The organism is Mesorhizobium shonense (assembly GCF_040545255.1).
In the GTDB taxonomy this organism is placed as follows: Bacteria; Pseudomonadota; Alphaproteobacteria; order Rhizobiales; family Rhizobiaceae; genus Mesorhizobium; species Mesorhizobium shonense.
Genome location: NZ_JBEPLM010000039.1, coordinates 1 through 12,840 on the forward strand (window position 1 = coordinate 1; position 12,840 = coordinate 12,840).

Genomic DNA, 12,840 nt, shown 5'->3' on the forward strand with positions numbered 1-12,840 from the left:
TTTCCCAGGGTGTCAGAGATCGCTGCCCAGGTTGGGGCGGCCACTCTTGCCGATGTAGCGCACTTTTCTGGGTTGATCGCGGCAAAAGAGTATCCGAGCCCATTTCCCCACATGGACCTAGTAACCACCACGACAAACAAGAATTTGCGCGGGCCTCGGGGTGGCCTGATAATGTCTCGGGAAGCGGCTCTAGGTAAAAAAATCGATTCAGCGGTATTCCCCGGCATTCAAGGTGGGCCGCTCCCTGACGTCATCGCCGCCAAAGCCATCTGTTTCGGTGAGGCCCTTAAGCCCGAGTTTACCGAATATGCCAGACGGGTGCTGAGCTGCGCGCGAACTCTGGCGAGCGGCTTGACCGGACGAGGCTTCAAAATTGTCACAGGCGGAACAGATACGCCGTTCACGATGGTTGACCTCAGAACGCGTGGGCTGAAAGGCGATGTCGCGCAGAAGGCATTGGAAACTCATGGCGTGACAACGAACCGCAATCTTGTGCCGCAAGACAGGGAGCCACCGAATGTTACCTCGGGGCTGCGGATGGGAACGTCCGCAATTGCAGCTCGTGGAATGGCTGATCCGGAAGCATCTGAACTAGCAGAGATCATCGCCGACGTTTTAGACCGACTTGCAGCGAATCCAGGCCAAGGGCTGGAAATCGACATAAACATTGCGGAACGAGTGTCGATGCTCGCCGAAAGATTCCCACTATATCCCGCCCAACTAATTTAGTCTCTCATGTTCCCTGTCAAGGTTGAAGGCAAGAAGGCTCGCCTGCTTTGCAGGTTTGCCATGCAGTCGGATCGGCTGAAGCCCACAAGAAGGCGGCCATCTCGCGTGCGATCGCAGCCACGACCACCGCGGCCTCTTGCCGGCGGCGCTGAGGCGACGATAGCGGGCGCAGAGCCGGACGTAGATGTTCGAGAAGGACCTTGCAGGAAACCTCTACAAGGTCTGGAGACGGATGTCCTCAGGCGATCCGGTCGCTGACGGTGGGCACACCCAAAATCCTTTCGCCTCCACTCTTCTTCGGAATGGAGACAGCGCGAACCGCGGTGGGAAGTACGCCCAGATGGTGATCAAGCAGATGATTGAGCCGGATTTGGACTCTCTCTTTCTTCCAGACTCCTATGGCTACAGGCCGGGAAAATCGGCCCTGGATGCCGTGGGTGTGACGCGGCAGCGGTGCTGGAAGTATGACTGGGTTCTGGAATTCGACATCAAAAGGGCTGTTTGACAAACTTCCGCACGATCTCCTGTTGAAGAGTAAGCGTTGTCTTGCTTACACCTTGCGGAAGCCACTCGTTACTCGGCAGCCCAGTGCCATTAACGGGAGAGTCAAGCCAATCATTCGCCACGAGCGGGAACTGAGAACCCAACAGACTATATGGTAATGCGTCTCCTGCGTGTAATATGGTCGAACCTGCAGGAGGACGAGCATTGTCTCAGGCGTGGCGTGATCTAACCAATAGCGAACGTCAGCTCATTGAGCTGTTACTGACAAAAGAGTTTCCCGGAGCGGAAGCTCTACGCGGCCAGAGCGAGAGTGTCAGCTATCGACGCAGAAGGTAGCTCCAGTTTAGGGTGTCCGGTCCACTCGCCAATGTACAACAGCGAATTCCCACGGAGGGGTATTACTTCGATACGCAAGGTGTGGATTATCGCCCTGCCGTGAATGTCCTTCTGCATGTCGTAGAGGGTAAGCTCCATGAACTGGAAGTTTATAAGGATGATGGCTCAGCAATTGAGACGTCGCTTGATTCAATGGACATAAGCCGGTTCCATCTCCCGTGAGGGTTTTGATTCAAGGGACGAGAAGCGCCCTTGGAGGCTTAGCTGAGCCTGGGCGCAGCTCTGTAATTCCATGGCAGAAGCTCGTCGATCCGTCTCTGCTTGTGACCGTTGACGATAGCGGTGAGCGTGCTGGTCAGGTAGGCGAACGGATCGACAGCATTCAGCTTGCAAGTTTATGCCGACCGCCGAACTATGCCGAGCGCCTCTTCCGACCATGGCGGTAAGAAGCGCTTTGCCCGCCATTTCGACCGAGAACCGGTCGTTGACACTCGGCATAGTTCTCATGCTCAAAGGGCGTTCAGGAATTCCAGAAGCCGGTCATTTGGTCGAAATCGTTCGGCCTTCGCGCGTTCATATGGCTTCAGCTTGGTAAGTGCGGATTCCTTGAGTTCAAGATGCGCGTGAAGATAGGTCAACGTCGTTTCCATCGTCTCATGGCCCAACCACAGGGAGATGACCGAACAATCGACGCCCGCCTGCAGCAGCTCCATGGCCGCACTGTGACGCAAGACATGGGGCGATACTCGCTTCGCGCGAAGGGGGACGCAGTGTTCACGCGCCTTGGCGACATATTTGTTCAGCAGCGCCTGCACGCCGTCCGCACTAAGCTTGCCGCCGTGCATGTTCGGAAAGAGGGCCGTTGAGCCCCGCTTCCTGGGCTCCTTGAGCCAGCACCGAAGGGCTTGCTGTGCAACCTTGGTGAGCGGCGTACTTCGCTCCTTCCGGCCCTTGCCGATACATCGGACATGGGCACCGCGGCCCAGCATCACCGAGTCTCGGTCGAGATCGATGATCTCCGAGACCCGCAACCCCGTTTGCGCGGCCAGCAACAGCAGAGTGTGATCGCGCCGTCCCAGCCATGTGCTGCGGTCCGGACAGCTCAGGATGGCTTCAATCTCGGGCCTGGTGAGAAACTGAAGTCGTCGCTTGTCGCATCGCTTGCTGGGGATTGCGAGCACTCGTTGAATGCCATGCGCCGGCTCCTCGAACGAGGCATATCGGAAGAAGGACCGAATAGCCGTGAGACGGAGGTTCCGTGTCCTCGCCGAGGCGGATCGCCTCGTCTCGAGATCCTCCAGAAATGCGCCGATGAAAGGCGCGTGCAAATCCCGCAGTGTCAACTGCGACGGGGATTTGCCAAGGCGTGTCTGCGCGAATGCAAACAGCAGCCGGAAGGTGTCGCGATAGGAGGCGATGGTGTTGGAGCTTACGCCCCGATGCCTGTGTCAAGCGAAGTGAGGATTTGACCCCTTTGGCGAAGTGAGGAATTGACCCCCTTCACGGGTTTGCAGTTTCGTTGGGTTCAAGCGTCGGTCCGGTCTTCTGCAGAAGGCCGGACCGACGCTTTTCGCGGAGACGGTAGCTGTCGCCGCGGATGGTGATCACCGTGGAGTGGTGAAGCAGGCGGTCCAGGATCGCCGTGGCCACAACGGGGTCGCCAAAAACACTTCCCCATTCGCCCACGGAGCGGTTGGAGGTGATCAGGATCGATCCCTTCTCGTAGCGCCGTGACACGAGTTGGAAGAACAGGTGGGCGGCATTGGCCTCGAAGGGCAGATAGCCCAGTTCGTCGATGATGAGCAGTTTCGGCCGCGACAGGATCGCCAACTGCTTGTCGAGCGAGCCGTCGCTGTGGGCCTTGGCCAGCGTCGCCACCAACGTAGCAGCCGTGATGAACTGCACGTTGTAATTCTGGCGGATCGCCTCGCGGCCGAGGGCCACGGCCAGATGGGTCTTGCCCGTGCCGGGTGGGCCGAGGAACAAAAAGCGTGTGGCCGTGCGCGATCCAGCGGCAGGTTGCGAGTTCCCTGATCTGCCCCAGATCCAGCGACGGCTGGGCAGCGAAGTCGAAGCCGTCCAGCTCGCGCACGAAGGGGAACTGGGCGATCTTGCTCGACATGGAGATGCGCCGCTCGTCGCGCCGGGCGATCTCGCGCGACACCAGGAAGCCCAGCCTCGCGTAACGTCATCTTCGAGCGGGCAGCTTCGTCCAGCAACGTGTCGAGCTGGTCGCGGATCGCCGTCAGCTTCAGCCGATCGAGCGTTGCGATGAGCATGTCATGATCCACGGTCGTCATCACCAGCCCCCTCCGACAGCCGCCTCGTATTCCGCAAGCGGCCGCAGCAAGGCGGCTGGAGCGATCTCGATAGGGTCGGCACGCACCGGCCCTTCAAAGCCGGCGACGCCGACAAAATGCGCCCGGTCCACGATCCGTTGTCGTCGCCCCCGGCACAGGGCATGATCGCCTACCACCTGGCCCGCATGCCGGATGATCACACGGCCAGCCAACACCACGACCTGGACGCTCTCGCCGATCAGGCGCCAGGGCACCGAGTAGCTGTTCGTATCCAGATCGATCGCACAGTCGGCCTGGACCTTGCGGATCAGGTCCCGCAGTTGCCCGAACGGAGCACGGTCGGCCAGCGGGCGGAGCGCTCGAGCTTCAGCGCCAAAACGTTCCACGGGCGCAACGCCGGTGGTGCCGTGTTCTCGCCGGTCGGCAACCTCGCGCGTCCACCGATCCAGATGCGCCTCGAACGCCGCCCAGCTCTCGAACCGCCGGCCGGCGATCGCGTTCTTCTTGACGTAGCCGACTCCGCGTTCGTCTTTCCCCTTCGTCCTGGCCCGATAAGGGGCACAGGCCCGCGGTGTGAAGCCCCAGTATCGGGCAAAAGCGTGCAGCCGGGCGTTGAACCTCACCTCGCGCGTCACCGCGTCATGATGCTCCACCAGCGCCTTTGCATTATCGATCAGAACTTCCGTCGGCACGCCCCCAAACCGCAGGAAAGCGCCTTCCATCCCTTCGAACCAATCGGTCTGACGTTGCCTCGGCGAGGCCCGGATGTGCATCCGGCGCGAATAGCCAAGCGTCCCGACAAACACATGGATCCGCACCCGCTCGCCGCCGATCCATACTCGCGTGTCGCCGAAGTCGATCTGCATCTGATGACCAGGCGCCGTCTCAAAGCGCACCGTCGCCCGCTTCTGCGCTTTCAACTCGCGCCGCCATTGTCGAACCCGAAGTTCTACCGAGCGCAGCCCGATGTCGATGACGGTGGAAAACCGCTGATAAACGACGACAAGAGCTGAAGCTCTGGAGAGAGCAAAGGCGGTCGCCCGCGCGCTCTTCAACTAGCGCTGTAGCGGGCGACCGCCTTTGCGGCGTGGTGCTGATCATCTGAGGTTGAGAAGGCGATAGACGCGGGGCACGTCTCCAGTCGCCCTGGAGGCGGCTTTCGACGTACCCCGCCATGCGCCTGCCTTGTGGTAGATCTGCGGGTAATCAGCGCCGCAGCGGTGTCACGCTCCACTGACGGTACGCGACCTGCATTATCGCATTGTCAGCGCATTCCGTCGACCTTTTCCCCGAACTCCCAGTGGCGCTCCGAAAGGACCGTCGCGGATGTTTACGGGCCGCTTCTTTTTGTGCGGCCGCTGCCGTTCGCAGGTAACGATCTGCCGCAGCTGCGACCGGGGACAGCGCTACTGCGGGGAGGTCTGCGCCCGTGCTGCCCGCCGCGAGAGCGTGCGCGAGGCGGGGCGGCGTTATCAGCGCAGCCGCCGTGGACGCTTGGCTCATGCGACCCGGGCCCGACGATATCGGGCTCGGCACAATAAAGTGACGCATCATTCTCCACCTGCATCTCCTGCCGGTGCACTACTGCGCAGCCCCTCGAACGATGTCGTCGCTGCTTTTGCTGACGTCGGCGGGCGGGCGACGACATCGGTCATGCCCACGCCATGCTGTCGGCGCTGCGACTGTCGGCTGTCGCCGTTCGTTCGCACCGGCTTCGTGCGTCGCCGGGGGCCTCGTTATGCCCGTGAAGCTGACTACGCAGACGGAGAGCCCGCATCATGACCATCAGCCCCGAACTGGAAGCGCAGATCCTGCGCCTGTATCACGCCGAGAAGTGGCGCTGCGGCACCATCGCCAGGCAATTGCACTGCATCGCGTTCTGGCCCAGGCGGGATTGCCCCGGCATAAGCCGCTGCAGAGAGCCTCAATCATTGAACCGTATCTGCCATTCATTGAGCAGACGCTGGAAAAGTTCCCCTCGCTGACCGCCAGCCGCCTTTATGCGATGGCGCGCGAGCGCGGCTACCGCGGCTTGCCGACGCACTTTCGGCACCTGGTTGCCCTGCACCGTCCACGCAAGCCGGCCGAGGCGTTCCTGCGGCTACGCACATTGCCGGGCGAGCAGGGACAGGTCGACTGGGCCCACTTCGGTCACATCGAGATCGGCAACGCCCGCCGGCCGCTGATGGCGTTCGTGATGGTGCTTTCCTACTCACGCGACATCTACCTGCGCTTCTTCCTCGACGCGCGCATGGAAAACTTCCTGCGCGGCCACGTCGGCGCGTTCAATACATGGTGCGGGCTGCCCAGGGTCCTGCTCTATGACAATCTCAAGAGTGCGGTGCTCGAGCGCCAGGGCGATGCGATCCGCTTCCATCCGACGCTGCTTACCTTCGCCGGCTTCTATCGGTTCGAGCCACGTCCTGTCGCGGTTGCCCGGGGCAACGAAAAAGGCCGCGTCGAGCGCGCCATACGGCACATAAGGGAAGCATTCTTCATCGCCCGCAAGTTCACCGATCTCGACGATCTGAATGCCCAAGCCGAACAGTGGTGCCGCAACCAGGCAGCCGACCGGCCATGCCCCGAGGACCGGACGATAACGGTCCGCCAGGCGTTTGTGCAAGAGCAGCCACTGCTTCTGCCGCTGCCCGCCAACCCATACCCCGTCGAGGAGCAGGTCGCCGCCAGGGTCGGCAAAACGCCCTATGTGCGCTTCGACCTCAACGATTACTCGGTACCGCATGCTCATGTCCGGCGCACGCTCAGCGTGCGCGCCGATCTCGGCCTGGTCCGCGTCTTCGACGGCGCAAAGATGATCGCCAGTCACCGTCGCAGCTACGATCGTGACCAGCAGATCGAGGACCCTCAGCACCTCAAGGCTCTCGTCGCAATCAAGCGCGAGGCGCGCCAGCATCGCGGCCTCAACAGCCTGGCGCGCGCCGTGCCGGCTTGCCAGACGCTGATGATCCGGGCCGCCGAGCGTGGCGCCAATATCGGTGCGATCACAACCGCGATGCTGAAACTGCTTGACCTGTACGGCGCGCAGGAACTGCAGGCCGCCGTCGAGGAAGCTTTGCATGCCGGCGCCTCCCATTCCAGGTCGGTTCGTGACCTACTGGAACGCCGCCGGGTCGCCCGTGGTGCTCCGCCGCCTGTCGAAACGAGCCTGCCCGAACACGTGCGGCGCAAGGATACGACGGTACGGCCGCATCGCCTCGACAGCTACGACCAACTGACCCTTGGAGGCAAAGATGATGAATAATCCCGATATCCTGCTCAACCGGGCCAAGGCGTTGCGCCTCAATGGCCTGATCACCCATTGGGACGAGATCGCTGGCGCAGACTGGCTGGCCGCCGTCCTTCAATGGGAAGAAGAGGAGCGCTCCGACCGTTCGATGCGGCGACGCATGCGTGCCGCCAGGCTCGGCCACTTCAAGCAACTGTCCGATTATGATTGGCACTGGCCTCGCCGCATCGACCGCGCCGCCGTCGAGGATCTGATGACCCTGTCCTTCATGAACGATGCCGCCAACATCGTCTTTATCGGGCCCAACCGCGTCGGGAAATCGACACTTGCTCGCAATGTCGCTCACCAGGCGCTCATCTGCGGTCACACCGTCCTCTTCCGAACCGCCAGCGAGATGCTCGGCGAACTCGCCGCCCTCGACAGCGACGCAGCCTTGCGCCGACGGCTTCACCACTACGCCGCCGCCGACGTTCTTGCGATCGACGAGGTCGGGTATCTGTCCTACTCGAACCGTCATGCGGACCTGCTGTTCGAGCTCATCAGCCGGCGCTACGAAAAACGCTCCACCATCATCACCACCAACAGACCCTTCGCTGATTGGTCGGAGGTCTTTCCCAATGCCGCCTGTGTCGTCAGTCTCGTCGACCGCCTCATGCACCGATCCGAGGTGATCTCCATCGAAGGCGATTCCTATCGCTTCAAGGAAGCGGCCGAGCGATCAAAGGCACAGCGCGAAAAACGCACCAACCGCTCCTCCGGTGAAAAGGTGCCCGCGGCATGAAACCAGATCCTCAACCGTCCGGCCTCAGCCGTGGAATCCACTTCCTCATCAATCCCGAATGGACACCCGAACAGGCGCTGGCTGTCTTCGAGTTCCTCAACGATCTCGCCGACAGCATCTGGTCGCACTACTGCGTCAAGCTCCAGGAGCTTATCCAGGAGCAGCAACGAACACCGACCGATCACGGCGACATCGAAAACGCCCCGTCCTCGTTCTGAAGCACACATCCCTCAACACTCGGCGGCCTGCAAGGGCCGCCTTTTTGTTGCCTCCACAAGCACCAAACTCTTGTCGTCGTTTAGCCGCGCTTTTGAAACGCCATCAACACCCGATGACGATGCCGTGCTCGCTCTCCAACTCCTGGCGAATGACGTCCGCGTTCCCGTCGTGGCGAAAGAAGCGCTCCCGAAGCCAATCGTCCAGACCATCAAATGCTGTCCGACGCACGGGCTGGCGATACGCAACAACGCCACCTTCACGCAGATATCGGCGAACGGTGTTGCGCGCGCATCCAAGCTCCTGCGCAATTCGTTTCGCTCCCCAGCCTCGTTCGTGAAGGCCTACCATGGCCAAAACTTCTTCCCCCGATCGCATTTCCCCCAACCCGCACCGTTCCAGACAATGCAGGTTGCGATGAAAACTCTCTCGTCATCGATTCTTCCTCTCAAAAGAGAGGGGTCAGTTCTTCGTTTCGTTCGGGGGTCATTTTTCTCATTTCGCCCGACAGCCTGATGAGCCGATCAGTGAACCACCGCTCGATCAGCACGGCCAGATCATTCGCGGCGCTCATGAGCGAGCCTCCCACCGTTTATCCAACCGTCGCGCGGCATGGGTCATCAGCTCCGGCGCAGCGGATAGGTACCAGTAAGTGTCGCGAACATTGGCGTGGCCGAGAAAGGTCGAGAGGACCGGCAGTTCGCGCTCGACATCCTCGCCCGCACGATACCAGTTGATCATGGCCTGGACGGCAAAACGGTGACGAAGATCGTGAATCCGTGGGCCATTACGCTGCCCCTCCTGCCGGAGGCCGATCTGCCGCGACAGCTGCCAGAACACCCGGTGCACGTATTGATGCAGCAATCTGCCGCCCTGCTCGGCAACAAAGAAATAGGGGCTGCGTGGTATACCGAGATGTGCGTCGCGTCGCGCGGCATAGTCGGACAGCACGGTGACCGTCGTAGCATGGAGCGGCACCAGTCTCGACTTGCCGAACTTCGTCTCGCGAATGGTGAGGATGCCTTGGTCGAGATCGTCGTCGTCCCGGCGCAGGTCGAGCGCTTCGGAATGGCGTAGCCCGGCGACTGCTATCAATCCGAACAGGCAGTGATATGTCCAGCGACGTCGGGCGTTGGCCGGCGGCAGCGACAGTGCCGCCGCCAGAAGCGCCGTGATCTCGGCATCGCTATAGATATAGGGCTTTGCTCGCCGCAGCGGTCGCACAGCGTCGTACGGTGGCACTTCCGTCAGAGGGTCGAAATGAGCGAGGTGCTGAGCGAAGCAGCGTACATCCGTCAGGCGGATGGACCAGCTCGGCTGTCGGCCGATCAACGTCACCCACTCCATTGCTAGCGTCGTGGTGATGGTCTCGGCGCCACGCGCTTCCATGAAGGTGACGAAATCCGACAACCGCCGAGCGGGGCCATGATACCTGTATCCCAACCCCTGGCGCATGCCCACATAGCGCTCGAGCGCGGTGCGAAGCCGGCTCATTGGGCACCTCCCGGCCAGGGCAGGCTCAGTTCGCGCAGCTTCTCGATGTCGAGCTTGGCATAGATCCTTGTACTGTCGATGCTCCGGTGGCGAAGCAACTGGCCGATCTCGGCAAAGCTGGCCCCCGACCGCAGCAGGTCGGTCGCAAGGCTGTGGCGGAAGAGGTGGGCGCCTTGGTGCGCATAGCCGTGAATACCCGCCCGATCGAGAGCCTCCTTCGCGATCATCGTGATGGCGCAGCCGGAGGCAAAACCGACGTGCGGAGCAAGCATTCGCAGAAATAGCTGGCGACGCGGTGAAGCCGGTCGCCCATGCCGGATGTAAGCGACGATAGCTGCGCCGACATCGTGGCGTAGCGGCATCATAGCTTGCCGCCGCCCCTTGCCGTGGACAAGGATCTTGCCTGACCGCCAGTCGATATCATCAAGGCTGAGCGCGGCAACCTCGCCGGCGCGCAAGCCGAGCTTGGCCAAGACCATCAGAACCGCATAGTCCCGAAGCCCCATTGCCGTGGTCCGATCGCAGGCATCGAGAACCACCTGGACCGTCTGTGGCGGCAGGAAGGTTGGCAGGCCAGCAAGCCGCCAGCGACGGATCGACGGCACGCAATCGGCCAAGGCCACCGGAATGAAGCCCTTCAGATGCAAGTAGCGCAGGAAGGCGCGCACCACCCCGCACATCGCCTTGCCGCTGTCGGCGGAGCCATCGAGAGCATGTTGCTCGACATAGCCGATGACGATCTCCGGGGTGAGCACTGCAAACCCATCTGCGCCAGCCGAACAGACCTCCCGCAGGAATCGGTGTGAGAGCAGCTTGTGGCTTTCCGCCGTCGAGGCAGCGAGCCCTCTCTCATTCGTGAGATAAGCCGCGAATGCCTCAACAATCTACTCATGCTCCGTGCGCTCAATCGGAAGGGCGGCTGGTATCATGCCTTCTTGCCGTAATGCAGAAAGCAAGCGCCTGAGCGCCGCTCGGTCGCCCGCATTGATGCTCCAGTGTTTGGAGCGGTGCTCAAGAAACCGCTCAACGTGAACTTCACAGAAATCCTGGAGATCGTGCCCGTTGCCAACATGCCAGTCCATCAGCTCACGAAATAGGCTTGGCGATCGCCAGGTGCATTGCCGACCGAAGCCTTCGTCCGACAATCTGGCCGCGTAAACCCGTGAAAACTCGCCATAGGGGCCGTGGATCAGCTTCCGATAAAGCGTGCTGCGTTGCAGATACTCATTCGCATTCATGTGTCCTCTCCTTCGCGTCAATCGCGACGGAGAGACCCTAATCTATGTCGATGCAACTGAAGCTAAGCTATGAAAAACATTGGCGAAAACGCTCCTGCTCGGCATAGTGAGGCGGTCGGCATAGACGGCGTTATGCCGTGCGCGGCATAAGCACGTTTCGACGAGCGAGGCAATGGTCGCCCAGTTCGCCGCTCCGGCGTCGTGCCCAGCGAAGAGAGCATTCTTCCGACTGAGCGCTATCGGCCGGGTGGTTCTCTCGACACTATTGTTGTCGATCTCGATGCGGCCGTCAGCCAGGAAGATACAGAGGCCGTCTCAGTATTTGGCGATATAGGCCAGAGCTTCGCCGAGCGGCGATTTGACAGCGACACGGGCACGATGCTGCGTCAACCAGGCTCGCATGTCCGCGATCAATGGTGCTGACCGTTCCTGCCTTCGGGTTAGGCGAGCGTCGGGGGAAAGACCGCGCGACTCTGCTTCGATGCGATAGAGTTCGCCGATGCGCTTCACACCTTCCTCAGCAATCGGTGCTGAGCCGGTGCGGGTGATCTCGACCAGCTTACGCCGCGCATGTGCCCAACAGTAGGCAAGCCGGATATTGGGACCAACGCGGACTGGTGCGATCAGGCGATTATATCCGGCGTAGCCATCCACTTGAAGGATGCCGGTGAACCCTTGCAATATCCGTTCGGCATGTTGGCCGCCACGGCCGGGAGCATAGGTGAAGGCGACTCCCGGCGGAGCCCCGCCGTTCCATGGTCGGTCGTCGCGGGCCAGCGCCCAGAAGTATCCGGTTTTGGTTTTGCAGGTTCCCGGATCAAGCACTGGCGCGCGGGTCTCGTCCATGAACAGCTTGGTCGAGCGCTTCAGGTCGGCAATCAGCGCGTCAAATACCGGACAGAGTTCGAAAGCTGCCCGGCCAACCCAATCGGCGAGAGTGGAGCGGTCGAGATCAATACCCTGGCGACTCATGATCTGGGCCTGCCGATACAGCGGGAGATGGTCGGCGTATTTGGACACCAGCACATGAGCGATGGTCGCTTCTGTCGGCAACCCACCATGGATCAATCGCGCGGGAGCCGGAGCCTGAGCGACGCCGTCGGTGCAAGCACGGCAGGCAATATTTGGGACGGCGGGTGACGACGACACGGAACTGAGCCGGGATGACATCCAGCCGCTCGGACACGTCCTCGCCGATGCAATGCAGGCGCCCGCCACAGGCGCAGATCAAGCTTTCCGGCTCGATGATCTCCTCGATACGAGGAAGATGGGCGGGAAGACAGCCGCGATTGGCGGCGCGTGGTTTGGGGTGCGGTTTCCCCTGAGGGCTATCGGCCTCATCTTCGGCATGGACGGCCGCGATGGCTGTTTCCAGGTCCTCCAGTGCGAGGTCGAACTGTTCAGGGTCGGTCTTCTCGGACTTACGGCCGAAGGTAGCCTGCTTGAAAGCGGCGACCAGCTTCTCCAGCCTTTCGATCCGCTCGTCCTTGCGAACCTCACGGGCTTGCGCCGCGATCAGCATCGCCTTCAGGACAGCAATATCGTCGGGAAGATCGGTGGCGTCCAACATGGTGGAAGCCTACCAAAACCAGCGTCGCTTCGACGTTGGAATTTGCCGACCGAGTCATCGTGCCGCAGCTATTCGATAGCGTCCGGCGCTTTCGCTTCCACAGCATGAACCCGACGCCAATCAAGGCCTGCAAACAGCGCCTCAAACTGAGCATGGCCCAAGGTCATCAAGCCGTCTCTGATGCTGGGCCAGGTGAACGTGTGTTCCTCCAGCCGCTTGTAGGCCATCACCAGACCGCTGCCATCCCAGTAGATCAGCTTCAATCGGTCCCCACAGCTCGTTTCATTGTACATCCTTTTGTCAGATTCCCGGCAGCCGGATCATCCTATCATATTGATAATCAATGTAGTTTTTGGGTCGACGTTCGATCGCGCGCTGCACCGCTATGCGTACCGTTTCCGAGCTTAGCGCCTCGACAGGAACTA

General features: G+C 61.1%; 10 protein-coding genes and 6 pseudogenes. 5 read left to right on the forward strand and 11 right to left on the reverse strand.

Features of this window, described 5'->3' with window-relative positions:
• Both ABID26_RS36685 and ABID26_RS37130 read left to right on the forward strand, forming a co-directional pair.
• Nucleotides 1-729, forward strand: a 729-nt coding sequence (locus tag ABID26_RS36685; protein ID WP_459077270.1) for a PLP-dependent aminotransferase family protein, incomplete at its 5' end; no start/stop codon positions are given.
• 331 nt (nucleotides 730-1,060) lie between these two features.
• Nucleotides 1,061-1,271 (forward strand): annotated as a pseudogene (locus ABID26_RS37130) (reverse transcriptase domain-containing protein); the annotation flags it as partial.
• 558 nt (nucleotides 1,272-1,829) lie between these two features.
• Here the strand turns inward: ABID26_RS37130 and ABID26_RS36695 are convergent.
• From ABID26_RS36695 to istA (ABID26_RS36710), 4 genes and pseudogenes are all read right to left on the reverse strand, one after another.
• A pseudogene (locus tag ABID26_RS36695) lies at nucleotides 1,830-1,964 on the reverse strand (transposase domain-containing protein); the annotation flags it as partial.
• Nucleotides 1,965-2,078: 114 nt separating this feature from the next.
• Nucleotides 2,079-3,014: pseudogene (locus tag ABID26_RS36700) on the reverse strand (tyrosine-type recombinase/integrase); the annotation flags it as partial.
• A gap of 55 nt (nucleotides 3,015-3,069) precedes the next feature.
• Nucleotides 3,070-3,869: pseudogene (gene istB, locus ABID26_RS36705) on the reverse strand (IS21-like element helper ATPase IstB).
• On the reverse strand, nucleotides 3,869-4,924 hold the full coding sequence (istA, locus tag ABID26_RS36710) for an IS21 family transposase (protein ID WP_354418366.1): 1,056 nt from the start codon (nucleotides 4,922-4,924) through the stop codon (nucleotides 3,869-3,871). Before istA (ABID26_RS36710) ends, istB (ABID26_RS36705) begins: the two are co-directional and overlap by 1 nt.
• Nucleotides 4,925-5,703: 779 nt before the next feature.
• Between istA (ABID26_RS36710) and istA (ABID26_RS36715) the strand changes: the two genes are divergently transcribed.
• Genes istA (ABID26_RS36715) through ABID26_RS36725 form a run of 3 tightly spaced genes read left to right on the forward strand, consistent with a single transcriptional unit; the run spans nucleotide 5,704 to nucleotide 8,115 of the window.
• The gene (istA, locus tag ABID26_RS36715; RefSeq protein WP_354418368.1) at nucleotides 5,704-7,131 is read left to right on the forward strand and encodes an IS21 family transposase; all 1,428 of its coding nucleotides are present in this window, start codon (nucleotides 5,704-5,706) and stop codon (nucleotides 7,129-7,131) included.
• Nucleotides 7,121-7,897, forward strand: coding sequence for an IS21-like element helper ATPase IstB (gene istB / locus ABID26_RS36720; protein ID WP_354418370.1), 777 nt, complete (start codon nucleotides 7,121-7,123; stop codon nucleotides 7,895-7,897). The genes istA (ABID26_RS36715) and istB (ABID26_RS36720) overlap by 11 nt, the downstream gene beginning before the upstream one ends.
• Nucleotides 7,894-8,115: a hypothetical protein gene (locus ABID26_RS36725; RefSeq protein WP_292588214.1), complete on the forward strand. Its 222-nt coding sequence runs from the start codon at nucleotides 7,894-7,896 to the stop codon at nucleotides 8,113-8,115. Before istB (ABID26_RS36720) ends, ABID26_RS36725 begins: the two co-directional genes overlap by 4 nt.
• Before the next feature lie 109 nt (nucleotides 8,116-8,224).
• Here the strand turns inward: ABID26_RS36725 and ABID26_RS37135 are convergent.
• From ABID26_RS37135 to tnpB, 7 genes and pseudogenes are all read right to left on the reverse strand, one after another.
• Nucleotides 8,225-8,549: pseudogene (locus ABID26_RS37135) on the reverse strand (helix-turn-helix domain-containing protein); the annotation flags it as partial.
• A 12-nt stretch (nucleotides 8,550-8,561) separates the two neighbouring features.
• Nucleotides 8,562-8,687: a hypothetical protein gene (locus ABID26_RS36735; protein WP_354418373.1), complete on the reverse strand. Its 126-nt coding sequence runs from the start codon at nucleotides 8,685-8,687 to the stop codon at nucleotides 8,562-8,564.
• Nucleotides 8,684-9,607: a tyrosine-type recombinase/integrase gene (locus ABID26_RS36740; RefSeq protein ID WP_354418375.1), complete on the reverse strand. Its 924-nt coding sequence runs from the start codon at nucleotides 9,605-9,607 to the stop codon at nucleotides 8,684-8,686. Before ABID26_RS36740 ends, ABID26_RS36735 begins: the two co-directional genes overlap by 4 nt.
• Complete coding sequence (locus tag ABID26_RS36745) at nucleotides 9,604-10,278, reverse strand: site-specific integrase (RefSeq protein ID WP_354418377.1); 675 nt, start codon at nucleotides 10,276-10,278, stop codon at nucleotides 9,604-9,606. The genes ABID26_RS36740 and ABID26_RS36745 overlap by 4 nt, the downstream gene beginning before the upstream one ends.
• Nucleotides 10,279-10,491: 213 nt before the next feature.
• The gene (locus tag ABID26_RS36750; protein WP_354418378.1) at nucleotides 10,492-10,845 is read right to left on the reverse strand and encodes a hypothetical protein; all 354 of its coding nucleotides are present in this window, start codon (nucleotides 10,843-10,845) and stop codon (nucleotides 10,492-10,494) included.
• A 42-nt stretch (nucleotides 10,846-10,887) separates the two neighbouring features.
• A pseudogene (tnpC, locus tag ABID26_RS36755) lies at nucleotides 10,888-12,415 on the reverse strand (IS66 family transposase).
• Between the two features lie 68 nt (nucleotides 12,416-12,483).
• Nucleotides 12,484-12,678, reverse strand: a complete 195-nt coding sequence (gene tnpB, locus ABID26_RS36760) for an IS66 family insertion sequence element accessory protein TnpB (RefSeq protein WP_354418380.1) — start codon at nucleotides 12,676-12,678, stop codon at nucleotides 12,484-12,486.
• Between the last annotated feature and the right edge of the window lie 162 nt (nucleotides 12,679-12,840).

Coding starts and splice junctions, on each gene's coding strand:
- ABID26_RS36740 (WP_354418375.1), bottom strand. CDS start 9,607: ATGAGCCGGCTTCGCACCGCGCTCGAGCGCTATGTGGGCATGCGCCAG.
- ABID26_RS36735 (WP_354418373.1), bottom strand. CDS start 8,687: ATGAGCGCCGCGAATGATCTGGCCGTGCTGATCGAGCGGTGGTTCACT.
- ABID26_RS36725 (WP_292588214.1), top strand. CDS start 7,894: ATGAAACCAGATCCTCAACCGTCCGGCCTCAGCCGTGGAATCCACTTC.
- ABID26_RS36750 (WP_354418378.1), bottom strand. CDS start 10,845: ATGAATGCGAATGAGTATCTGCAACGCAGCACGCTTTATCGGAAGCTG.
- istB (WP_354418370.1), top strand. CDS start 7,121: ATGATGAATAATCCCGATATCCTGCTCAACCGGGCCAAGGCGTTGCGC.